The organism is Flavobacterium degerlachei, assembly GCF_900106645.1.
GTDB lineage: Bacteria > Bacteroidota > Bacteroidia > Flavobacteriales > Flavobacteriaceae > Flavobacterium > Flavobacterium degerlachei.
In genome coordinates, this window is the sequence record NZ_FNMV01000003.1 from 170,298 (window position 1) to 194,849 (window position 24,552).

At 33.0% G+C, this 24,552-nt stretch carries 15 protein-coding genes; 12 read left to right on the plus strand and 3 right to left on the minus strand.

Going from position 1 to position 24,552, the window contains the following annotated elements:
* The first annotated feature begins 82 nt into the window (after positions 1-82).
* From BLV91_RS04435 to BLV91_RS04465, 7 genes are all read left to right on the plus strand, one after another.
* Entirely contained in the window at positions 83-1,765 is a 1,683-nt protein-coding gene (locus BLV91_RS04435; protein WP_091430115.1) for a Na/Pi cotransporter family protein, read from the plus strand.
* Positions 1,766-1,955: 190 nt separating this feature from the next.
* A complete protein-coding gene (locus tag BLV91_RS04440; RefSeq protein ID WP_091430117.1) occupies positions 1,956-6,905 on the plus strand; it encodes a translocation/assembly module TamB domain-containing protein in 4,950 nt (1,649 codons plus the stop codon).
* The gene (gene tamL / locus BLV91_RS04445; protein ID WP_175513951.1) at positions 6,905-9,220 is read left to right on the plus strand and encodes a translocation and assembly module lipoprotein TamL; all 2,316 of its coding nucleotides are present in this window, start codon (positions 6,905-6,907) and stop codon (positions 9,218-9,220) included. Before BLV91_RS04440 ends, tamL begins: the two co-directional genes overlap by 1 nt.
* Before the next feature lie 175 nt (positions 9,221-9,395).
* Positions 9,396-10,823 carry an L-serine ammonia-lyase gene (locus tag BLV91_RS04450; protein WP_091430119.1) on the plus strand — a complete coding sequence of 476 codons (1,428 nt, stop codon included), beginning with the start codon at positions 9,396-9,398 and terminating at the stop codon, positions 10,821-10,823.
* Positions 10,824-11,243: 420 nt separating this feature from the next.
* The gene (locus BLV91_RS04455) at positions 11,244-12,998 is read left to right on the plus strand and encodes a tyrosine-type recombinase/integrase (RefSeq protein ID WP_091430120.1); all 1,755 of its coding nucleotides are present in this window, start codon (positions 11,244-11,246) and stop codon (positions 12,996-12,998) included.
* A 124-nt stretch (positions 12,999-13,122) separates the two neighbouring features.
* The gene (locus BLV91_RS04460) at positions 13,123-13,575 is read left to right on the plus strand and encodes a hypothetical protein (RefSeq protein WP_091430121.1); all 453 of its coding nucleotides are present in this window, start codon (positions 13,123-13,125) and stop codon (positions 13,573-13,575) included.
* 40 nt (positions 13,576-13,615) lie between these two features.
* On the plus strand, positions 13,616-14,089 hold the full coding sequence (locus BLV91_RS04465) for an HIRAN domain-containing protein (protein WP_091430122.1): 474 nt from the start codon (positions 13,616-13,618) through the stop codon (positions 14,087-14,089).
* A gap of 191 nt (positions 14,090-14,280) precedes the next feature.
* On the opposite strand, the gene BLV91_RS04470 is transcribed toward BLV91_RS04465, so the two are convergent.
* The gene (locus tag BLV91_RS04470; RefSeq protein ID WP_091430123.1) at positions 14,281-15,252 is read right to left on the minus strand and encodes a HaeIII family restriction endonuclease; all 972 of its coding nucleotides are present in this window, start codon (positions 15,250-15,252) and stop codon (positions 14,281-14,283) included.
* Positions 15,252-16,343 carry a DNA cytosine methyltransferase gene (locus BLV91_RS04475; RefSeq protein WP_091430124.1) on the minus strand — a complete coding sequence of 364 codons (1,092 nt, stop codon included), beginning with the start codon at positions 16,341-16,343 and terminating at the stop codon, positions 15,252-15,254. Before BLV91_RS04475 ends, BLV91_RS04470 begins: the two co-directional genes overlap by 1 nt.
* Before the next feature lie 282 nt (positions 16,344-16,625).
* On the opposite strand from BLV91_RS04475, the gene BLV91_RS04485 reads away from it, so the two are divergent.
* The 5 genes from BLV91_RS04485 (at position 16,626) to BLV91_RS04505 (ending at position 23,726) form a co-directional block, all read left to right on the plus strand.
* Positions 16,626-18,452, plus strand: coding sequence for a DUF262 domain-containing protein (locus BLV91_RS04485; RefSeq protein ID WP_091430126.1), 1,827 nt, complete (start codon positions 16,626-16,628; stop codon positions 18,450-18,452).
* Positions 18,445-20,697: a DUF262 domain-containing protein gene (locus tag BLV91_RS04490; RefSeq protein ID WP_091430127.1), complete on the plus strand. Its 2,253-nt coding sequence runs from the start codon at positions 18,445-18,447 to the stop codon at positions 20,695-20,697. The genes BLV91_RS04485 and BLV91_RS04490 overlap by 8 nt, the downstream gene beginning before the upstream one ends.
* An 877-nt stretch (positions 20,698-21,574) precedes the next feature.
* Positions 21,575-22,120 (plus strand): hypothetical protein, encoded by a 546-nt coding sequence (locus BLV91_RS04495; RefSeq protein WP_139262272.1) that lies wholly within the window; start codon positions 21,575-21,577, stop codon positions 22,118-22,120.
* Positions 22,121-22,430: 310 nt separating this feature from the next.
* On the plus strand, positions 22,431-22,928 hold the full coding sequence (locus BLV91_RS04500) for a peptidase associated/transthyretin-like domain-containing protein (RefSeq protein WP_091430129.1): 498 nt from the start codon (positions 22,431-22,433) through the stop codon (positions 22,926-22,928).
* Positions 22,929-23,123: 195 nt separating this feature from the next.
* Entirely contained in the window at positions 23,124-23,726 is a 603-nt protein-coding gene (locus tag BLV91_RS04505; RefSeq protein WP_091430130.1) for a hypothetical protein, read from the plus strand.
* A 579-nt stretch (positions 23,727-24,305) separates the two neighbouring features.
* Here BLV91_RS04505 and BLV91_RS04515 read toward each other — a convergent pair.
* On the minus strand, positions 24,306-24,503 hold the full coding sequence (locus BLV91_RS04515) for a hypothetical protein (protein ID WP_091430132.1): 198 nt from the start codon (positions 24,501-24,503) through the stop codon (positions 24,306-24,308).
* Positions 24,504-24,552 lie beyond the last annotated feature (49 nt).

The following is a 24,552-nucleotide window of genomic DNA, read 5'->3' on the forward strand; positions in this document are numbered from 1 at the left end:
ATTCCTATCATATACCCCGAAATATCGAGGCACAAAAACAAACGTTTTTTCATGACACATCATTTTATTGTTATCTTTAGTTATGGAAACATTTAATCATATTTTAAAACTTTTGGCAGGAATTGGCTTATTTCTTTTTGCCATATACCTATTGGAGGACTCTCTAAAAAATCTTTCTGGCAGAAGCTTCAAGCTCTTTTTGCAACGAATTACAAAAAACAAGGTTGGTGCCGCAGCAGGAGGAGCAATAGTTACCGGTATTCTGCAGAGCAGTTCTATGGTATCTTTTATGGTGTTGGCATTTGTGGGAGCTGGCGTTTTTACTATGAGGAACGCGATGGCTATAGTACTAGGTGCAAATTTAGGAACTACACTCGATAGCTGGCTAGTCGCCACACTTGGTTTTAACGTCGATATAGAAGTTATTGCTTATCCAGCAGTCTGTCTTGGAGGCCTGCTGCTAATCTTATTTGGTAGTCGAAAAACCACTAAATACATTGCATTTTTCCTGTTTGGATTTGGCCTCCTTTTTATCGGTCTTGGCTTTATGAAAACCGCGATGCAGGCTCAAGTCAAAATTTTTGATTTTTCCCAATATGCCCAAATGCCATTGGCTGTTTTCCTGCTTATCGGTTTTGTCATTACTTTGGTAGTGCAGTCCAGTTCCGTTACCATGGCCCTAACTCTGAGTGCGCTGCATGTAGATGCCATTAGTTTACCAATAGCCGCTGCAATTATTCTGGGATCTCAAACAGGAACCACAATTAAAATAATTTTTGCAGCCATAGGCGGAAATGTATCAAAAAAACGTATCGTTCTGGGAAATGTTCTTTTTAATGTATTTGTAACTGTTTTTGCCTTCCTTTTATTAAAACCTCTGCTCTTTCTTATAACAGATGTATTTAATATTAAAGACCATCTTATCGCTCTGGTGGCTTTTTCGACTTTAATAAACTTTTCAGCCATTTCTATCTTCTTGCCTTTACTAGATACTTTTACTAGTTTTCTAGAACGGTTCTTCAAAGATTCCGATGGTTCAACTACCGCTTTCATAGGGCACGCCTCCTACGCAGAACCAGTAACAGCCTTGGATTTATTTAGAAGAGAAACAAAATATTTTATTCATAACTCCATGATTTTCAATCTTGAATTGTTTAAAATCGATACTCGCCTACTTCGTGAAAACCCTGATTTTAAAAGCATAAATGAAAAGAATAGATATTATTTAAAGACCGTAGAAGAAAAGTATGATTTCCTAAAGCAGTTACAGGGCGAGTTACAAGCTTTCTATTTGGAATTAAGACCTAAATTACGAATAGAACAGCATTCTGAAATAAACCAACTAATCTCTGCCGTACGCAGTTCACTGCATTCCGTTAAAAGTGTCAAGGACATAGGAAGTAACATTTCTAACCTACGCCATTCCTCAAAAGAAATTAAATACAATTTTTTCGTCCATCATAGGAAAGAAACCAAAACCTTATATCTAGAATTAAATGCATTTATGATTCAAGACAAAAATGCAACTTTCGAAAATCTACAAACTGTGTATGACACTATTCAAACTAACTATACTTCAGCACTTAACAACTTTTATACTGAAGCACAAAACGCCACTATTGAAGACATAGACATCACTACGGTAATCAATTTTAACAGGGAACTATTTACCTCAAACAAGGCCATGCTGATGGCCGTTAAAGACTTTTTATTACAAGAAAAACAAGCCGAGTACTTTAATGAAATTCCAGTATACAGAACTTAAACTCAATAACATGAAATCCCTCCAGAATTAACGCTTTAGACTTGATAAAAAATAGCGAATCAGTAAAGAGTTAAATCCAATAATTTTAATAGATAAACTGCTGATTTTATAAAACATTTCCGATTTAAATTTTCATCTTTGTAGTTAGTTTAAATTAGAATTTGATTTTTTTCTATTAAAAAACACACATTTGAAAAAGGTAATAAAAAAGAGTCTAAAAGTTTTCCAATGGACATTAGGAATAGTCACTGCATTATTGCTATTACTGCTACTACTTATTCAAATCCCAGCTGTTCAAAATCTAGCCAAAAATCAAGCAGTTAGTTACCTTGAAGGAAAAATTCAAACGAAAGTAAGAGTCGATACTCTTTCAATTGAATTTCCTGAAAAAATAATTCTAAAAGGAGTTTATTTTGAAGACCAAAAAAAGCAAACCCTTTTATCTGGAAAAAAATTGGCTGTAGACATCAGTTTATTGCAGTTGATGAATAATACAATTGAAATAAACTCAGTAGACCTTGAGGGCGTAACCTTAAATTTAAGTCGGAATTCAGATGCTGTTTTTAATTTTGATTACATCTTAAAAGCCTTTTCTTCCCCAGTTGACACGACCAAAACACCAATGGTTATTTCCCTCGATAAAATTAATCTAGACCAAACCACAGTCAAACTTAAAGACGATTTTGCGAAAATTAATTTTTCTATGAATCTGAAGCATTTAGATACCCGAATCAGAACTTTTGATTTGCAAAAAATGGATTTTGAGGTTCCAAAAGTAACCGTCAAAGGCTTACAACTAAAATTAAAACAAGGAATAGCCAAGAACACAGTCACTACAGACACTGCTCCTGCCACAATTTATAAGTTTCAGTTAGGTGAAATTGATTTATCCAAAGTTGATATTGACTACGAGGATGAAAAGACAAAATTAACCACTTCCCTATTGCTTAAAAAACTAGGAGTGAAATTTGATAAAACAGATATTTACAATCGATTTATATTGATACACAACATTACGCTTTCTAATGCCGATGGAAAACTGGCTTTTGGTAAAGTAGAACAAGTTAAAAAAGAATTGGTTTCAAATGAAGCTACTGGTTGGGAAATAAAAATTAGAGAATCCAAAATTAAGGGAGTCGATTTTGCTTACGATGATCAAAATGCAAAAGCAGTACAAAAGGGAATTGATTATAACCATCTTAAGCTTTCGTCATTAGTCTTAGATGCCAAAAACATACGTTATAGTCCTGTAGGGATTTCTGGAAGCATCAATTCTTTTAAAGTAAAAGAACAAAGTGGTCTGAATATTCAGTCATTAAAAACTGAATTTTATTACGGTGAGAAAAATGCATTTCTAAAAAAATTATATTTAAAAACCCCAAAAACTGTAATAAAGGACGAAATTCTTGTGGGTTACCCTTCGATTGAAGCGCTGAGAAAAGATTATGGACAATTGAGTATTAATGCTTCATTGAAAAAAAGTGAAATAGGATTTGAGGACGTTCTTCTTTTTATGCCTGAACTATCAAACAAAAAACCTTTTAGTTCTAATCCTAATGCCGTTCTGCTGTTAAACAGTAAAGTTACTGGTAAGTTGAATGACTTAAAAATTCCGAAATTTGAAATCAGTGGCATCGGTCAAACAAAAATTGCCTCAAGTGGTAGCATAAAAGGATTGCCGGATGTCAACAAAGCCTATTTCGATTTGAATATCACCAACTTTGAAACTTCTGCGAAAGATATTGCCACATTTGTGCCAAAAGAAACCATTCCAAATACAATACAGCTACCCGCATTATTTAACGTGAAAGGAAACTTCAAAGGAACCATAAATAATTTTGCAACTGATTTAGTTATGGGCAGCAGTTTTGGTAAAGCAAAAATAAATGCGCAATACGACCAAAGCAGAAAAAACAACGAAAAATACAACGCTCAAACAGAACTAGAAAATTTTGATTTAGGTAAACTGATTAAAGATAATACTATTGGTAAGATCAGTTTAAAGGCATCGATAAAAGGAACTGGCTTAGATCTAAAAACAGCAAACAGTTCTATAAAAGGAACAATTTCTAAAATCAATTACAACAAATATACCTATCAAGACTTAGACCTTGATGGGACTATTAACAAAGGACTCTTTAAAGCAAATGCTAACAGCACCGATTCTAACTTAACTTTTGATTTAGTGAGCAGCGGAAGCTTTAGGGACAAGTACCCTGCTGGTAAAATAAAGTTAAACATAGACATTGCTGACCTGGAAAAATTGAATTTGCATGCTGGACCAATGAAAATTAGAGGTGTGGTTGATGCTGATATTCAATCAGCAAATATGGATTACTTAAATGGAAAGTTTAATATTTTAAATCTGACTGTTGCTGATGACAAGGAGCAATTTGTTACAGACTCCATTACATTAATTGCAACTTCTACAGCTGAGAAAAATACTTTGAATTTAAAATCTCCATTTATGACTGCTGCCGTAAATGGGAAATACAAGCTTTCTAAAATTGGCGCAGCCTTGTCTAATTCAATTTCAAAATATTACACTACAGCACCACATTCGACTATTAAAAATTCTGAGAAACAAGAGTTAGAATTTAAAATTGCCATTTCTGACAGTCCTCTTTTAGTAAAAGTGATACCTGAATTAAAAAGTTTAGAACCCATAGCTATTTCTGGAAGATACAATACTGTTAATGATTCCATTGTTTTGAATGCTGCTATTCCAAAACTAATTTATGGTGGAAACACATTAACCAATGCTGTTCTAAAAGTAGATACCAAAGACAAGGCTTTACTTTATAACTTAATGGTTGATGATTTACAAAACGATCAGTTTCAATTACCATATACTTCCCTAACTGGAAAAGTACAAAACAATACTGCCGATTATATCTTGCAATTAAAAGACTTAAACGACAAAGAAAAGTATTTGATTGCTGGTACGCTTGATGCAAAAAAAGGAAATAATGATATCCATTTTGATCCAAAGAATTTACTGCTCAATTATGAATCATGGAAAATAGATGCTGATAATGTAATCCGTTTTGGAGCAAAAGGCATCTACGCTAATAATGTTGAATTAAGTAAAGACGGTAGTAGTATAGCGCTTCAATCACAATCTGAACAAGCAAATGCTCCTCTAGCAATTAATTTGAAAGATTTTAAAATTGAAACCTTAAGTAGTATAGCTGAGAAAAGCGATTTCACTATTAGTGGGAATACAAATGGAACTGTTTTATTAAAAAATATAAGTAAAACTGCTGTTTTTACGTCTAATCTTACCATTGATAATTTTGCATTTAAGAAAGATACCGTTGGAACTATTAATATCCAAGTAGATAATAAGATTGCCAATAACTACAATGCAAAGATCGCTATAACAGGTCAGGACAACCAAGTCGATTTAGATGGAGTTTACAAAACAGGAAATGGAGTTATGGACTTCAACTTAGATATTGTAAAATTGAATCTGAAAAGTGTTCAAGGATTTACTTTGGGCAACCTAAAAGAAAGCACTGGTTTTTTTAACGGAAAATTCAAAATAACAGGAACGCTGGACCAGCCTAAAATGAACGGCGATTTGAAGTTGAATGAAATAGGATTTAAAGTAACACAACTCAATGCAACATTCAAATCCATGAATGATGTTGTTTCTTTTTCAAATGATGTTATTGTATTTGATCGTTTTACCATTAAAGATGAGAAAGACAATGACTTAGTAATTAATGGAAAAATCAACAGTTCTAATTTCAATAATTTTGGTTTTGACTTGACCTTGGATGCTGATAATTTTCAAGCCTTAAATTCTAAACAAAAAGACAATGATCTATTCTTTGGTGAAGTGTTTTTAGACAACCATTTACGAATAAAAGGAGACCTTAATAATCCTATTGTTGACGGAAACATCAAAGTAAATAAAGGCACAAAATTGACTATTGTTATGCCACAATCTGATCCTTCCATTGCAGATCGAGAAGGAATTGTAGAATTTATTGATCAGGATAATCCTTCGCTGGTTCAAACCGTTGCTGTAGATCCTAATTTAAGCAAAACTGAAATAAAGGGAATCAATGCATCTGTAAATATTGAAGTTGATAAAGAGGCTGAATTATCAATTGTAATTGATAAAGCCAATGGAGATTTTTTAAAATTAAAAGGAGAAGCCCAGTTAAATGGTGGAATTGATCCTTCTGGAAAAACAACTTTGACAGGAAGATATGAGTTGAAAGAAGGAGCTTATGAAATGAATTTTAATTTTATCAAACGAAAATTTGACATTAAAAGTGGTAGTTATATCCTCTGGACCGGAGAACCTACAGAAGCTGACATTAACATTACTGCTGTTTATAAAAATGAAGCTGCTCCTATTGACCTAGTTGATGATCAGTTAGGAAGTATGACAGCTGATGTAAGAAATACATACAAACAAAAAATTCCTTTTGAAACTGAATTGAAAATGAAAGGTGAATTAATGAAACCGTCTATTTCCTTTGACATCATTTTACCTGATGGGAATAATAGCGTTTCAACTGAAATCATCAATACAACTCAAGCGAAATTAACCCAACTGCGTCAGCAGCCAGACGAACTTAACAAGCAAGTATTTGCTTTGCTTTTACTGAATCGCTTTATAGGTGAAAATCCTTTTGCCAGTGAAGCAGGTGGTAGTTCGATCAATTCAATAGCGAGACAAAGTGCGAGTAAAATTCTATCGCAACAGCTGAACAATTTAGCTGGGAATTTAATTAGTGGTGTCGAACTTAATTTTGATTTAGATTCAACCGAAGATTATACCACGGGACAGTTAGAGAATAAAACTGATTTGAATGTGGGTATTTCTAAAAAACTACTCAATGACCGATTGAAAGTGACTGTAGGAAGTAGTTTTGGACTAGAAGGACCACAACAAACAAATGAAGAAACAAACACTATTGCAGGAGATGTTTCTGTAGAATACCAACTTTCTAAAGATGGTCGCTACAAGTTAAAAGCCTACCGTTTAAATAAATATCAGGTAGCACTTCAAGGACAGGTAGTAGAAACAGGAATTGCCTTTATTATTACTTTGGATTACAATCATTTTAAAGAATTATTTCAAAAAAGCAAAACTCCAAAAGAGAAAAACAAAAAGAAATAATGAATCGTACTTATAGCATTATGAAAAACAAAGCACCACTACTCTATTTCCTTTTCGCCATCCTCTTATTATCTGGATGCAGTGGTACGAATAAAATTCCCAAAGACGAATTACTATATACGGGGGCAAAAATTAAAATTGAGGGAAATGAACCATCAAAAAAAGAGCGTAAAGCACTAAAAACAGAATTGGAACTTCTGGTCCGACCAAAACCCAACTATTCTTTCTTAGGATTTAGACCCAAACTGTTTTTTTATAATTTGGCGGGACAGCCCAAAAAAGAAAAAGGTTTGAGATACTGGCTACGCACAAAAGTGGGTGAACCACCAGTATTGTACAGCAAAGTAGATCTAGAATACAACAAAAGTGTTTTACAAAACCATAGCGAAAACAATGGATATTTTAACACAAAATCCACTGCTGACTCCACTCGATCAGGTAAAAAAGCAAAAGTTAGTTATACTGTAACGCCTAACAAACGCTATTTTATTCGAGAAGTAAAATTCCCCCAAGATTCATCAGCTATCGCTTCTTTAGTACGGAAAACTGAAAGACGTAGTTTATTAAAAACAGGAGAACCGTACAGTCTTGAAGTAATAAAAACGGAAAGAGAGCGCATTGATGCACGACTAAAAGAAAAAGGGTTTTATTACTTCAATGCTGATTATTTGTTAGTACAAGTTGACAGTACTGTGGCTGATCATAAAGTAGATTTGATTGTCAAACTAAAAACAGATTCTCCGGAACTCTCAAAGTTGCAATACAAGATCAATAATGTAGTAGTGTATCCTAATTATTCAATTAATTCAGATGACGACTCTACTAGCTCTGATTCAATCGTAAAATACAAAGATTTCACGATTATAGATTCTGAAAATCTATTTAAACCAAGTATTTTTGATCGTACGCTTTATTTTAAAAAAGGAGATTATTACAACCGTACTAATCACAACTTATCTTTAAATAGGTTAGTAAACTTAGGTACTTTCAAGTTTGTAAAAAACCAATTTAAAGTAGCTGACACCATCGGGAATTACTTGGATGCATATTATTATCTGACTCCGCTACCCAAAAAATCAATCCGTGTAGAAGTTTTGGCTAAAACCAATTCAGCTAATTATACAGGGACCGAATTAAATCTAAACTGGAGCAATCGAAATGTATTTAAAGGAGCCGAACAGCTTACTATATCAGCTTTTGGCGGTGTTGAAGTACAGGTTTCAGGACAAAATAACGGTTTTAATGTGTACCGTGTGGGAACCGAAGCTAGTTTAATTTGGCCACGAATAATAGCACCTTTTAAATTTGAAACGTCTAGTGGTTTTGTGCCAAAGACAAAAGCGACGCTAGGATATGAGTTTCAAAACAGAACCAAATTATACTCCTTACAAACATTCAAAGGTTCTTTTGGTTATTTATGGAAAGAAAATGAACGCAAGGAACATTTGCTAAACCTAACCGAAATTACCTATGCCAGTCCGCAAAATGTGACTCCATTGTATCAAGAACAAATTGATGCCAATCCTTCATTAGAGAAAGTGATCGAAAAACAATTGATTTTTGGACCTACTTACTCCTACACTTTTACCAATACGATGCAAAAAAGGAAAAAACATACTTTTTACTACAAAGGCAGTATTGACTTAGCAGGAAATGTGGCAGGATTAGTCTCTGGTGCCAATATAAAATCAGGAGATACAGTCAAAGTATTTAGTGTCCCTTTCAGCCAATTTATAAAAATAGAAAATGAATTCAGGCATTACTTAAAATTAACTGAAGACTCACAAATCGCCAGTAGAGTTATCGTGGGCGCAGGATTTGCTTATGGAAATTCGAACGAAATGCCGTTTATCAAACAATTCTTTAATGGCGGAACTAATAGTATTAGAGCCTTTAGAGCACGATCAATAGGTCCGGGAAGTTTTGATGGCTCAACTACCGCCAATACTTTTTTACCGGATCAATCGGGTGATTTAAAACTAGAATTTAATACGGAATACAGAGCTAAAATTTACGGACTAGTTAAAGGCGCTTTGTTTCTGGATGCTGGAAATATTTGGCTACTAAAAGAGGATCTAGACAAACCTGGGGCTAAATTCTCTAAGGATTTCATGAGCGAAATTGCAGTGGGCGTTGGAGCCGGACTTCGATTTGACTTTTCATTTTTGGTACTTAGGACTGATCTTGCTTTTCCTATCAGGAAACCGTATTTGCCCGATGGAAATAGATGGGTACTTGACAAAGTAAGTTTTGGGAATAGTACTTGGCGAAATGAAAATTTGGTATTTAATCTAGCAATTGGCTATCCATTTTAATCATTTTGAGATAAATACCTATTTATTTTTATTTAAAACAGAAAAAACAACCAAGTCTTCAATTATCAAATAATCATTTAATGTTAATTATCTGTAATTAAAATTTCATATTTATAAGTTTTAGCTATTGTTCATTGCTAAATTCAATTATATTTGTCTAAAAAACAAGCTTACTATGGAAGAGTGCATTTCGGTATTTGACATGCTTAAAATAGGTATTGGACCATCAAGTTCTCATACTTTAGGACCTTGGCGTGCAGCCGAGCGATTCCTAGAAGAAATGAGAGATGAAAATGTAATTGCCAGCGTTACCCGAATCAAAACTGATTTATACGGCTCCTTGTCGTTGACAGGAATAGGTCATGCCACTGATTTAGCTGTTATGTTAGGTTTAAGCGGTCAAGATCCAGAGTACATTCCTGTTGATGATATTGATGGAATCATAAAATCCATCAAAGACAAAAACCAAATCATTTTAGGGAATGAATTTACAATTCCTTTTGATATTCAAAAAGACATCATTTTCAATAAAGAGTTTTTACCGTTTCATTCAAACGGGATGACCTTTACGGCCTATGCAGCTGATGCCGAAATTTATACTGCTACCTACTACTCCATCGGAGGTGGATTTGTAGTAAAAGAAGAGCGAATCAATGCCAAAAAGAAAATAGAAATAAAATGCGCTTTTCCGTTCCCTACTGATAAAGCGGTTGATCTTTTAAAATATTGCGAAACCGAAAATAAAAAGATATCAGAGATCGTTTATGAAAACGAGAAATCCATGCGCACGGAGGAAGTTATAGATCATGAATTAATGCGCATCTGGAATACCATGCTCGAATGTATGTATATTGGTTGTCACACTGAAGGAATACTTCCTGGTGGACTAAATGTACGCCGAAGAGCATTTGATATGCATCAAAATTTAATAGGATTATCTAATTATAGTGATCCACAAACTTGGCTAGAACAAATCAGATTGACCGAAGTAAAATTCCGTCAAATCCTGAAATGGGTTAGTTGTTTTGCCCTAGCGGTAAATGAAGTCAATGCAGCATTAGGTCGCATCGTAACCGCACCAACAAACGGTAGTGCCGGAGTGATTCCATCGGTTTTGATGTATTATTTAGTCATCGAAAACCACGACGCAGGTCAAAAAGAAATCAAACAATTCTTGCTAGTTGCAGGAGAAATAGGCAGTATATTTAAGAAAGGCTCTACCATTTCAGCAGCAATGGGAGGCTGTCAGGCCGAAATAGGCGTTTCATCTTCTATGGCCGCAGCAGCACTTTGTGAATTGATGGGAGGAACTCCTGCGCAGGTCTTAATGGCCGCCGAAATTGCTATGGAGCATCACCTGGGATTAACCTGTGACCCTATTGGCGGATTAGTGCAAATACCTTGTATCGAAAGAAATACAATGGGCGCAATCAAAGCAATAAATGCCGCCGAATTAGCTCTAGAAACCGACCCAAAAAACGCAAAAGTCCCTTTGGACAAAGTGGTAAACACCATGTGGGAAACCGCTAAGGACATGAACAATAAATACAAAGAAACCTCAGAAGGTGGTCTGGCTGTTGCAGTCAACATGGCTGATTGTTAATCTTTGACCGATGTTCGTTGTTCGTTATTCGTTTTTCGAAAATCAGGTCGAGAGACCAAAACTTAATTCAAAATTTATAATTTAAAATAAGCTTTTTCACTTTCTTAATGGCGTGCCCCAGCTTACACTCCGTTGCAGCTGCGTCAGGCTCTGTGTTACAATCTCCCGAATAAAAATCGGGAGGATTTCCACTTCGATCCTTCACGCAGTCAATACCATCACATTATCTTTTTACATTTAAGATGAAAGGAAAAACAATAAACTCCATAAAGAGTAGCTTCATTTTAAATTCAAAACTTTCCACTTTTCACTATTCACAAAACAGCATTCAAAGCAAAAAGCATAGTTCATTAAAAATCAATAAATTATACTGATATTATTTAAAATAAAGTGGTATTTTAGTTCTTTCATATACGCCTTATGCAAATAATTGTAAAAAAGATATGGCATCGTGATGCAGATAGAATCGGACTTTTTTTTAAGTACGATAGCGCTACTATTTCCCAATTAAGACAATTGGGAGGTGTATTCAGTAAATCACTCCGTTGTTGGTATTTTGATTATAATGCTGAGAATTACAAGCTCATCAGCCAAAACTTTGAAGATTTGGTTATTGACAATCCAAAAAAGTCTAAAACGCAACCGCTGGCCGGCCTTACCATAAGCCGTGACCTTCCAGCCATAGCCAAAAGCGAACTTCAGTTAGATTTGGCCCCAGTGCTGAATAACCCTGAACATATAACGAAAACAAATTCGTTAGCACCAAATATGCGTTTAGAATTATTACCTAATTTAGGTAAATATTGGGTTTTCAAGATGCAGTATTACCAGGTTATCAGTAGACAATTATTAGCTACAAAAGGAGTCTATTGGAATGCCAATTATAAAGTTTATATGGTATTAAGGAATTTAGCTGCAAAAGAGCAAGTAGAAAAAATACTTGGTGTATCAGCTTTTTTTCCTGAAAATGATTATCATAAAAATGAAACGGTCTTCACATCTGAATCAATAATAATAAAACCACATCCTGAAGACTCGAAGTGGATGGAAGTGTATATGCCCCCTTTTCTTGTATTGCGAGAAAAAATAAAACGTTTCTCTATGGCGCGTTATAGCACCATAAAAGACTGTTACTTACTTCCTGCAGCACCTACTGTATATGACGCCATGGCAATGCAATTTGAGCCACATAAAGTGCTGCTGAGTAATCGGCTACCAAAAGGCTATTTGATGAAACAAAACTTGCCTAACAGGAAACAACTCGATTTAAGCAAAACCAAATCACAACTATTCAATCAAGTTCCTGATGCAGCCCATGACTATATTTCGTTAATGGTAGACACTATATTGGCACTTAATTACAGTAGTTCAACAATGCGTACTTATACGAGTTCCTTTTTAAAATTCCTGCGTGATCATCAGTTTAGAGATCCAAAAACGATATCACAAAAAGAAATCATAAAATACTTAGCATCCCTTATGGAGCGCGGATTATCAGCATCATCTGGACATAGTATGGTCAATGCGTTATTGTTTTATTACCAACAAATCGAGCATCAAAAAGGCTTTGAACTCAAACTACCACGACCAAAAAGCGAAAAAAAATTACCCGCTGTATTAACGATGGAAGAATGTCTACAAATTTTTAGAGCGGTTGACAACCCAAAACATAAATTATTGTTATTAATAGGTTATGGAGCAGGCTTACGAGTAAGTGAGATTGTAACTCTCGAATGGCGAGACATCTTATTCTCAGAACATAAAATTCATATTAAAAATGCCAAGGGAAAGAAAGACCGCATGGTGATGTTGCCCTACTCTATTGTGAGTTCACTGGAAATCTACAAGAAATTATACGAACCCAATAAATACGTTTTTGAAGGGCAATATGCAGGAGAGCCTTACAGTGCTGGAAGCGCACAATCAGTGATGCGACAAGCCTTAAAAAAATCTGGATTATCTAAAAAAGCTACAGTACATACCTTACGCCATAGTTTTGCAACCCATTTATTAGAAAATGGAACAGATATTAGATACATTCAAAAATTCCTAGGTCACGCTAGTATTAAAACCACCACGATCTACACGCATGTTTCAAAAATGGCAACTGATAAGATTGTAAGTCCACTTGATCGTTTAGTAGATGAAAATAACAAGAAAAAACTGAATGAATAATAAAAAACATTCAAAAAGATGTATATATTTGATGTTATATACAAGTTGTGCGACAGTTTACTGCAACCGCATAAAATAAAGAAAAGATAATAGAAAATAATTTTTAAAACTAAAAAAACTAAAAATGAAAAAAACGATATTTGAATTTTTCCAAGTTGACTTAAATGCAATTCCTGATGAAACTTTTGTAAAAGCAGAAACAATTGAAAATGAAAGTGGAAATACTATAGAAGTATTTAGAAAAAATATTTCTTACAAAGAATGTGGATTATTTGATACAATTGAAATTAGATTAATTGATAAAAAATGTAAAAACTTTAGTTTTAAAAACTACGACTTAAATACTGTACAAATTGATAAAATCAAAACTTTAATTGATGAACTATATTTAATTTACGGAAATGATAGTTCAAATAAAGGAAAATTTAATAATAAAGATATTGAAGAATATAATGACAAGGAATTTTATATGCTATTTGGAAGAAGTTGGAGTGATTACGAAATAAATAAATTTCCTGTAGCAATTAACAGAGATGAAAATGAATTTGAAATCGCAATTTGGGGAATTGGTTTATAAAAATTTCAAAAAATAAAGAGTTAAAAAATAAAAGATAAAAATGACTATAATAATTGTAATCATATTAATAATTGGACTTTTTATATTTATTATTGCTAATAGTGGTGAAAAAAAAGTAACCGTAAAAGAACCTTATGCAAACCACAAATATGATTTGCAATTACAAAAAGAAGCGGAACAAAAAAAATCGCAAAATATAGCCAACCCAATTGTAAATAATACTTTTCAGAATAATAGCGAATATGAAATTGTTGGAATACACGTTGAAAATAGAAAAAAATATATTACCGCAAATTGTTCAGAATATGATGAAGTATTTTTAAAACACGAAAAGAATAATCAATATTCAAACAGAGCAATTCAAATAAAACATTTAAATAAAATTATTGGATATATTCCAGAATATGAAGTTGAAGAAGTCCACGAAATTTTAAAAAACGAATATGAAGCAAAAATATCTGAAATAGATTTTTTTAATGGTTTTTTAACTGTAAAAATAAATATTGAATATTGAAGAAAAAAACCGATCGCACAACAGCGGTTTGCATAAATGGCGAAATATGTAGTAAATTCACGTTTATCTTTCGCAAGAAATTTTATCTTAGCCGAAAATAATCGGTCACGAAGTTCGCCACTTCTGCAAGCCGCGAAACGTTATAAGCAAGCCTATTGACGACCGCACTCCGACAATCGAGCAGACAAAAACTAACCAATAAACAATTGATTTGTGAAAAGTGAATGTGGAGCAGACACTAAATTAATATCAAACTTTAGGGACGGTTCAATTCGTGAACTTGCATTGTGAATACGAAATGAAATTTGCCAACCTTCATTCAGCGTAACCAACAAAGTTGTTTTTGAATTTTCTTGGTAGACAACTTCAATTAAACGACTTGGTAATTTCAGTTTTGGAACTTTCGCTTTTGGCTTGACACCTTCAAAAGGTAAATTTAATGTTCCGTGTAAATTGTACGCTTGTATTTCGACTTTATTGCTGCCTTTAATTACTTTATAAAAATCTTGGTTGCCAATTAAATATTCAATTAATTTTTCTGCTACAACACCAGTATTTTCTGCATCAAGACGCAACAACTCGTTTTTAAACGCATCTAAAATTGGGACATAAACAGACGTATGATAATCACCAAGAGTGTCCCATTTTTGAGTTGCTTTACTTGCAGTTCTTAACTTAGCCAAGTTGTCAAATATTGGCTTAACTTTTTCAAAATAATCAACTGAACAAGGAAAGCCTAACCACTTTTTACCAAAGTCAATATCGTTTGACAATCGAGAATGTTTAACAGCTCTATGATTATTTTTAGCAGAAATTCCTATCTCCCATTTCTGCAAAGACCTAATCGCTAAAACATCACGAACATCGCCAGTTTGACCTTCTTTATCTGACACGATTTCAAGTTGCAAAATATCTTTATCACTAATTCCATTTGACAACCTTGGCTCAATATCAAGTAAAAAATTGACAGCAAAACTTGCTACCAAACTGTAATGACTTCTATCTTTTTCGCTAAAACTTAAATAACATTTCAATGCTGTTTTGTAAGGGTCATTTTCAACAACCGAAACGGTTGTAACCGCTTTCAGCCGTTCTAAAAACTCTTTCAATAACGCATACTCAAATGCTTTTCCATTTATTGTTTGACTTGCAACTTTTGCCATTATACTGCTATGCTATTAATTATTTCATTCATTTTTTCACGGACAATACTTCCATTAACTGCTTGGTTAAAATCTTGAACGACTTCTTTTTTATTGCTTTTTAAAGAGCTTAAATCTTTAAATATTTTTTGCCCTAAAACTTTCGCCATTCTGACAGGCACAGCATTACCAATCATTTTATAACCAGCGACAACACTACTGTAATAAAAAATAAAATTATCTGGAAAAGTCTGTATTCTTGCACATTCACGGACGCTTAACCTACGATATAAACTTTCCTTTCCTTTTACAAACTCTCTTAAATTTTGCTCAATAAATTTCATTGTTGGTGCTTGTGGGTGCAATGGAGCGTGACGACCACCGGCTTGAATTGTAAAAGAAACTTCGTCCCAAGACCTAACTCTATTCCTTGACATAAACATTGACGAAAACCCTCCAATCATATATTCGTGATTTACGACCTTACATTTATCGCCATTCGTGTAATTGCCTTCCTTTGCTGGCAATACAGAGTTTTTCAAATCGCCAATTGCTTTTTCAAGAGTAATCTTTATTTCAGGTGTTGTGGGTTTCGGAAACTGAAATTTAAGACCTAAATCTTTTCTATAACCAATAAAGAAAACTCGCTTTCTATCTTGTGGCACACCATAATCCGACACATTCAACAACTCAAAAGACAAATCATAACCAATATCCGTAAACATTTGCTTTATGTTTGCAAGCGCATCTTTATGTGCAGGCAACAACATTCCCGACACATTTTCTGCAAGAAAAAACTTTGGCTTTTTATCTGCTAATATTCTCATAAACTCATAAAAAAGTTGCCCTCTTTTATCAGCTATACCACGTTTAGAACCAGCTTCAGACCAACTTTGACAAGGAGGGCCGCCAATTATTCCATCGCAATCAGGAACTTCATTTGACGGAATATCAACAATACTTCTTCTATCTAAGACAGTATTTTTATGATTTTTCTCAAAAGTTTCCCAAATATCTTTATCATATTCATTTGCCCAAACGACATCAAAACCAGCTTTTTCAAAACCTAAATCAAGGCCGCCAGCACCTGCAAAAAATGAGACTATTTTCATATACAATTAACCTTAAAATTATGTGGACAAATTTACTTTATTTTGGCTAACTTTCGACCAGTAAAAATGAATAATTATCAACGAACGACAGAAAGAAGGCCAGCTTATAACAGCACCTACAAGAAATTGGCGGTTCAGTGGTTAAATGAAGCTTTGTGCTTCGTATCAAGTTTTGTGGAGGCAGATAGTATTGTGCTTCGAAATCGCCAACTTCTTGTAGCTGCGAAACGTTACAGGCAAGCGTAAGACGACCGACACACCACAAAAAGACGAATTGACATTATGGAAGAAAATCAAATAAAGACATTAACTGTAACAGAACTTTTAGGAATGAACTTTTTCATTCCAGAATACCAACGGGGTTACAGGTGGACAAAAACGAACGTTTTACAATTACTAAATGATATTTGGGAATATCGTCAAGAATCAAACAACAGAAATACTTTTTATTGTTTACAGCCCGTAGTTGTTAGACAAGCGGAATGGCAAGACATCAACGGAATTACTATAAAGGGTTACGAACTAATTGACGGACAACAACGACTAACAACGCTTCACCGTATTCTTACTTATCTAACATTAGAATACCTACAAAATAATTTGAAGTCTGAAGGCTATTCAGACGACCTATATTCTATTTATTACAAGACAAGATTAGAATCTAAAACTTTCCTAGAAACTAATAATTCCGACAACACAAAGCCCGATTTGTATTATATGAGTGAGGCTTACAATACTATTAAAGATTGGTTTGAAGATGGGAAAAGAGGAATCCCAAGGCAAGTAAAAGACGAAATGTTGAAAATTATTTTGCCAAGCATAATTAGAAACGACAAAGGAGAAAAACAACTTCCCGAATGGAGTGTTCAGGTAATTTGGTATGAAATAAAAGACATTACACAGAAAAGTGAAGAACTTTTTACACGCTTAAACAGAGGTAAAATTCCGCTTACAAGTGCAGAACTGATAAAAGCGAAATTTGTAAACTCTGACAGTTTCAAAGGAATGTCTGATGACGATAAAATCAAGCGAAGAACACAATTAGTCCAAATTTGGGACGAAATAGAAAACCAACTTAATAATCCGAAATTTTGGGCATTTATTTCAAATGAAAGTTTGACTAAATACAGCAACAAAATTGAGCATCTATTTGACATTGTTGCTAACAAGAAACCAAGCGAAAAAGACCCTTTGTATAGTTTTATACACTTCTTTGACGACAGAGAAACAGCAAAATCACTTTGGGAAAAATGGATAAAAGTTGAAGAAATATATCGTTCATTGGCTTATTGGTATTCTAATAAAAATCTTTATCACAAAATTGGTTTTCTTATTGCCACAGGAACACAAATTGGAGCTTTGATAAGTATTAAAAACAAAAACACAAAAGAAAATTTTGAAAATCAAATTAATGACCTAATAGCAAATACCATTGATGAAGATTGGGAAGACTTGAGTTACGACAAACCAAATGAACACAGTAAAATCATAAACGTGTTGCTATTAACCAATATAGAAATTACACGAACCAACAATAATAGCAACGAGTTTTTCCCTTTTGAAATGTATAAAAGCATTACAAAGAGTTTAGAACATATTCACGCCCAAAACATAGAGGGACTAAACGAAAACAGAAGAGATGAATGGTTTAAGTGGTTGCATTCTCATACAAACATATTGCTGAACGTAACTAACGAAAAAGAAAAAGCACAAAAATTAATTGATGAAGTGAATTCTATTGACGAGAAAACATACAAATACGAAGATTTTAAAGGACTGAGCGAAAAAATATTAGCTCTTATTCCTAATGACAACACAAACGAAAACGAGTATTTGCACAAAATTCAGAATATGGCATTGCTTGGACTTGAAGAAAATATTTCATTAGGCAACTCTGTATTTGAGGTTAAACGAAGAAAAATAATTGAAATGGATAAAACAGGAGCGTTTATTCCATTAGCAACAAAACGAGTTTTCTTAAAATATTATTCACCTGAAAATAATCAACGTTATTCTGTTTGGACAGAAGAAGAACGAGATGCTTATTTGAAAGAAATACGTAATCGTGTTGAATTGTATAAACCATTAATCATTGACACAAATGCGTAGTAATTATATTGAAGTTTTAAGCAACAAAGTTGAAATCCCAATCATTCAACGAGATTATGTTCAAGGAAGAACAGACAGCAAAACTAACAAAATCAGAAAAGATTTTTTGGACGCATTGTTTGATTTTGTTTCTCACAAACTTACCGACAAAAACGCACAAATAGAACTTGATTTTATTTACGGTTTTAGCGAAGTAGAATCTGATAACAAAACTACGTTTGTTCCAATTGACGGACAGCAAAGATTGACAACTCTTTGGCTTTTGTATTGGTTTGTTTCCGTAAAAGAAAATGTTCTAGAAAACGAAATAAATTTCCTTTCTAATTTTTTATACGAAACACGACATAGCACAACTGAATTTTTCAGAAATCTAATTCAATTCAAACCTAAATTTTCTCACGAAAAAATTAGCCAAGAAATAAAAAACCAATCTTGGTATTTTGAAACTTGGGACTTCGACCCAAGCATTCAAGCAATGCTAATCGTTCTTGACGACATAGAGTTGCGATATGAAAACTTCAACACAAAAGATATTTGGAGTGCTATTGGCAATTCATCTTGTCCTTTTTATTTCTATAAATTGGATATGGACAAAGTTGGTCTAACAGACGACTTGTATATAAAAATGAACTCACGTGGTAAGCCACTCACCGAATTTGAATATTTTAAAGCAGGTTTTGCTGAAATAATTTCAGATTCCAAGCAAAGAAAAAGATTTGAGGAATCTATTGATGGAAAATGGATTGATGCTGTTTGGCACATTATTCTTCATTCAGGTTCATTAACTGACGAAGACGACATCGCTTTAACAGTTGACAATTCTTTTCTTAATCTATTCAATTTTATCACTTCGGTTATTTCTTTCAAAAATGAATTGAAAGACAAAAACGATAATCGTTATAAGAATACAGTTATTTCAGCCGAATTATTAAAAACGATATATAGCGACAAAGAAAACCAAAACTTTTTATTTGACACATTAGATGCTATTTGTAAGCAAGAACAAGAATATCCACAATTTTGGAGCGACTTGTTTTATTATAATAAAGATGAATTCGCAACAAGCAAAACAAGATTATTTTTCAATCATAAAGACACTAATCTTTTAAAACGTTGCTTGTTTTCCTTTGCTGATTTCAGAGGTTTTACTTTACCAGAGCAAATTTTACTCTTAGCTTGCTTAACAAATCTAAAAATGCCAAGCAATATATTTAATGACCAAATCAGAGTAGTGAGAAACTTGGTTGTAAATTCTGAAAACGAATTGCGTGAAACTACTTTAGGAAACAGCTTTTCAGAAGTTGAAGAATTTGTTTTAAGTGGCAATTTACAAGTTCTCAAAACATTTAAAACTGACCAAATAGAGGAAGAAAAAGAAAAAGATGCTTACTTTAAACAAGCCCTTGCAGATAAAGAAATACTTCAAAAACTTGAAGACAGCGACATATTGCGAGGAAGTATTTCATTGTTGCCTTTGGACAACAAAGTAAAAAATCGTGCAAACAAGTTTTTAGAAATATTTGATGAAACTGATTTTATTCAAGATTTTCAGACAAAAATTAATCTATTGTTGAGTTTTGGCGATTATACACAAGATGACGGTTCATTAACCAACTTAATGACATCTAAACATCGTAATATAAGAAGCTTTCTTACAACACCAGGCTACAACAAATCTCAGTTTAAAACTAAAACACAAACGATAGTATTAGCTTGCTTGGATTATTTTATCACGAACAACGGTGTTGCAATTTCACAACAAATTGAAGATAATTTTTTAGAATATACAACCAACCCGAAAGATTGGAAGTATTATTTTCTAAAGTATTCGTCTTTTCGAGAAAATTGTAATCAAGGTAATTTCAATTGGTATAGCGACAGCGATTATTGCATTTGGAAAATGAAAGAAAGACAATTTAACGGCTACCATTGGGACCCGTTTTTATACGAACTTTCTAAATCAAATACGAAATTAGAATTTGAAAATAATTATGGTTCTAAACTTGTTTTTTTACTCAACAGGAAAAAAATATTAATTTCTTCTATTCCAAACGGCTTTTTGTTTGAAAACGGAATGACAGACCGAAGTTTAAATACTTTGTTGGACGAATTAGTAAGTATTGGAAAAATTGATAATGACTGTAAATTCATAATTTCTCAAAACTCAAACAAATTAGACACGGAAGATAGAATTGAAAAACTTCAACAAACATTGAACGGAATAATCAATGGACAAAACGACTGAAATAACGCCAGCCTGTAACAGGCGTTTGGCAAAAGTGGCGGTTCGGTGCTCCGCAGACACATTTGTGGTTAATCAAAGTTTGGTTCTCCGCATCAACATTTGTGGTAAAAATCGCCACCTTCGCCAAGCGCCAAACCGTTGTAAGTAATACTATCGCGGAACGTAAACGTTCAAAATCAATAGTTTGTGATTTATCTTTTTAAAAATAATATTACATTTAGTGTAATTCAAATTTGAAAAAAACTTACGTTACTTCTACTGTTTTCAAAAATCTTATTTATAATTTTTTGGTAATAATTTAGTGGAAAATTTTCTGTTTTATTTTTCCTTGCATTTTTGGTTTACAGAAAAAATACTGTAAATATTACTCCAAGTTGGTAGCCGAATTTTGTCGCAAGTTTTTGCAGTAAAAATTAATTAAATTTCTAAAAGTTTGTAGCAGAATATTATGGCAAAGATTGCCTTATTTTAACTGTAATTTTACTCAAAGTTTGTAGCAGAAAGTTGTGGCATAGTTTGTATTTCAAATTTGCAGTAAATTATTATTAAATTTAATCTGTTCTAAAACTTTCTAAGTAGAAAGTTATACAAAATCGCTTTCCAAGTCATAAATTTCTTAATAAACAGTACTACTTACAACAGCGGTTTGCAGCAATTGCGAAAAATCTGCATGCATGATAAATTTCTTTCGCAATTATATTATATATTAGCGGAAAGAAATCGGTTACGAAGTCCGCAACTTCTGCAAGCCGCAATCCGTTAGCCACAAGTTGAACACACTGCAATGAAAGAGTCATTTATAGGAAATAAATTTAAATTGTTGAATTCCGAAAAGACAGGAATTACTCTTGGTCTGAGTAGTTGTAGTTCCGAAAAAATGGTTGAAAAATATTCTGTCAGCTACGATGATGAAAATAAAATTGAGCGAATAACAAAAGAGCTAATTTCTTTCGGAAAAAAAATTTCTAAAACTGATTTTTTTAAGCGGTTGATTAGAGATATTCAATCTACAGAGGAAAAAACAAGAGAATTGGCATCTGCAATTCTTTGCGATTTTCTTGAATTTGACATTGCGGATTTTGAGTTTAAAAACCTGAAATTCGGAATTGAAATAATAATTGAGCAACTAAAAACTGAAAAAAATATTAATGCTGAACAGAAATTAACAGAAGGTCTTTTTGAGTTTATTTTGCACGAAAAGATGTCAACTGATCAAAAAACTGAATTGCTTGAAAAATTAACAGAAATTAGTTCATACGTTGTTTGGAGTTATTTAGGTGACGAATTACAAGAAAATAGTGAGGAATTAAATTCAGAAAAATTACAAAAATATTATATCGAAAACATACCGAAATGGAAAGAAAAGGATGAACAAATATATGAAAAGGAAAAAATAGATCAATATTATAAAAAGGTTAAATAAATAAAAACCTGTGGCTAACAGCGGTTTCATGAAATGGCGAGAAATGTGCTTGCATGACAAATTTCTATCGCAATAATATTCTATCTTAGCGGAAAGAAATCGGTTACGAAGTTCGCCACTTCATGAAGCCGCAATCCGTTGGCTGCAATGTTAAAAAAAAACCTATAAATGATGAAGATAACTTATTGATTAAAGATCATTTAAATTTTAATACTTAAAAAATAATCAAATGTGTGTGGTTATTTTAAACGTCTAAATATGCCGAAAAAAGACGAAAAAGAGAAGTAGGCTATTATATAAAAACTAAAAAATGAAGTTAAAATTAAATCTAGTAGCAGTATTATCAATTATTCTTTTAAGTAGTTGTGCAAGTATTGTCAGCAAAAGTAGTTGGCCAATAACAATAAATAGCACACCCTCAGAGGCCAAAATTTCTATAAAAGATAAAAAAGGTATAGAAATCTATACAGGAAATACTCCAGCAACATTAAAATTAAAGTCAGGTGCGGGATTTTTCTCAAAAGCACAATATCAGGTTACTTTTGAAAAAGTGGGATTTGATAAGAAAGTAGTTCCAGTAGAATTTAAATTAAACGGATGGTATTTTGGAAATATATTATTTGGAGGACCATTAGGTTTATTAATAATTGACCCAGCAACAGGGGCAATGTTTAAACTTGAAACAGAATTTCTAAATGAAACTCTTACAAAATCTGTCACTAGTGTTGAAACAAGAGAATTAAAATTGTTAGATATTAACAAAATACCAACTGAATGGAGAAATCATCTGATTTTAGTTAGTAAATAAATAGAAAACCACACACATTTAAATAAAAAACACTGACAGCCAACAGCGGTTTCAAGAAATGGCGAGAAATCTGCTAAATTCACGTTTTTCTTTCGCAATAATATTCTATCTTAGTGGAAAAAAAACGGCTACGAAGTTCGCCACTTCATGAAGCCGCGAAACGTTATAGGATATTTTAAAAAAAAGCGAAAGTGAATGACAAATATAAAAACTGAATATATAGAAAAACTTCTCAATCTAATTAAAATTGAAAATAGACTTGTCAACGATTCTAAACATTTTGATGATAAGCATAAAGAAGCATTTGTGTATTTTGAAAATTATTATATTGAAATAATTAATAAAGAACCAATTACATTAACTCAGTTAAAATCTATCACGAGTAACATTCTTACTTTTTGGAAAGAAAGTATTGGTATTGACACTGAGTTATTTTGGATTGAGTTAAAGAAAAACAATATTGACTTTGAAAGAAAAGACGAAATAAATTTTGCCTTAGAAAAAAATAGATTCAGAAGAGTTGATGTTGGAATTGGAGCACGAAAATATTGGACTGTAATTAAAGACTTTGATTCAATACAAAAAAGATTTTCAAAAGAAGAAATAGAAAAAATATCATTAATCATTGAAAATGATGAAAAAACACGACTTGAGATTTTAAAAAAGTGTTTAAGAAAAAAAGAAATTCCACAGACACAACGCTTAAAATATGGAGAATGCTGGGCTTATATGAGCCAATGCGGACTTTTGAAAAAATATTTTAGTAAAGAAGAAATCGAAGAATTACACAATCTTTGAAAACAAATAATAAAAAAAACATCCTATAACCGTCGTTTGGCAATATGGCGGGATTTGGCTTAATTTGAAGATGGTTTTGTACTTGTAAAATTAGTCATAAACCGAAAGATTAGGCTTCCTTAATCCGCCACATCGCCAAGCGACCAAACGTTGCAATACATATTGTTGCCGAATTTTGCGCTGAAAAATTTACTATAAAATCGTTAAGCAGAAAGTAATTTACTTCCATGAAAGCGATGCAGTTTGTAGCGAAATGGATTAGAGCGAAATCGTTAAGAAGAAAGTATTTTGCTTCTATGAAAGCGATGCAGTTTGTAGCGAAATGGATTAGAACGAACTTGTTAAGCAGAAAGTAATTTGCTTCAATGAAAGCGATGCAGTTTGCGGCGAAATGTATTGCGGCGAAAAACAGAATTGCTAGAAGTATTGTGCTGATAAATACATATTGCAACACCGGTTTTGCAAGATTGCGAAATATGTGGGAAATTCACGTCTATTTTTCGCAAGAACATTTATATTAGCGGAAAATAATCGGTTACGAAGTTCGCAACCTAGCAAAGCCGTGACCGTTATGCCTCATTATACCTCGATTGCCTCCAAAAGGTGACGGCTTGGGTATTTTTTAGCAAAAACAGTCTTAATATCTTCTTCGTTTTTAGCCTCTAATATTTTTGAATGTAGTATTTGTCCTTTGAAAAATCTGCACTTAAAATAACGAGGCATAACAGCGTTTTTGTCGCATTGTGGCATCGGTGTATTTTTGTCAGTATTCGGCATAATTTAAAGTTTAGGTATTGTTAGTAATTATTAGTTTTTAATCGTCAAC

Excerpts from the sequence above, each read along its gene's own strand:
- BLV91_RS04475 (WP_091430124.1), bottom strand. The coding sequence starts at position 16,343 with ATGAAAATAGTCTCATTTTTTGCAGGTGCTGGCGGCCTTGATTTAGGT.
- BLV91_RS04500 (WP_091430129.1), top strand. The coding sequence starts at position 22,431 with ATGAAGTTAAAATTAAATCTAGTAGCAGTATTATCAATTATTCTTTTA.
- BLV91_RS04485 (WP_091430126.1), top strand. The coding sequence starts at position 16,626 with ATGGAAGAAAATCAAATAAAGACATTAACTGTAACAGAACTTTTAGGA.
- BLV91_RS04435 (WP_091430115.1), top strand. The coding sequence starts at position 83 with ATGGAAACATTTAATCATATTTTAAAACTTTTGGCAGGAATTGGCTTA.
- BLV91_RS04470 (WP_091430123.1), bottom strand. The coding sequence starts at position 15,252 with ATGGCAAAAGTTGCAAGTCAAACAATAAATGGAAAAGCATTTGAGTAT.
- BLV91_RS04515 (WP_091430132.1), bottom strand. The coding sequence starts at position 24,503 with ATGCCGAATACTGACAAAAATACACCGATGCCACAATGCGACAAAAAC.
- BLV91_RS04460 (WP_091430121.1), top strand. The coding sequence starts at position 13,123 with ATGAAAAAAACGATATTTGAATTTTTCCAAGTTGACTTAAATGCAATT.
- BLV91_RS04490 (WP_091430127.1), top strand. The coding sequence starts at position 18,445 with ATGCGTAGTAATTATATTGAAGTTTTAAGCAACAAAGTTGAAATCCCA.
- BLV91_RS04450 (WP_091430119.1), top strand. The coding sequence starts at position 9,396 with ATGGAAGAGTGCATTTCGGTATTTGACATGCTTAAAATAGGTATTGGA.
- BLV91_RS04455 (WP_091430120.1), top strand. The coding sequence starts at position 11,244 with ATGCAAATAATTGTAAAAAAGATATGGCATCGTGATGCAGATAGAATC.
- BLV91_RS04465 (WP_091430122.1), top strand. The coding sequence starts at position 13,616 with ATGACTATAATAATTGTAATCATATTAATAATTGGACTTTTTATATTT.
- BLV91_RS04495 (WP_139262272.1), top strand. The coding sequence starts at position 21,575 with ATGGTTGAAAAATATTCTGTCAGCTACGATGATGAAAATAAAATTGAG.
- tamL (WP_175513951.1), top strand. The coding sequence starts at position 6,905 with ATGAATCGTACTTATAGCATTATGAAAAACAAAGCACCACTACTCTAT.
- BLV91_RS04505 (WP_091430130.1), top strand. The coding sequence starts at position 23,124 with ATGACAAATATAAAAACTGAATATATAGAAAAACTTCTCAATCTAATT.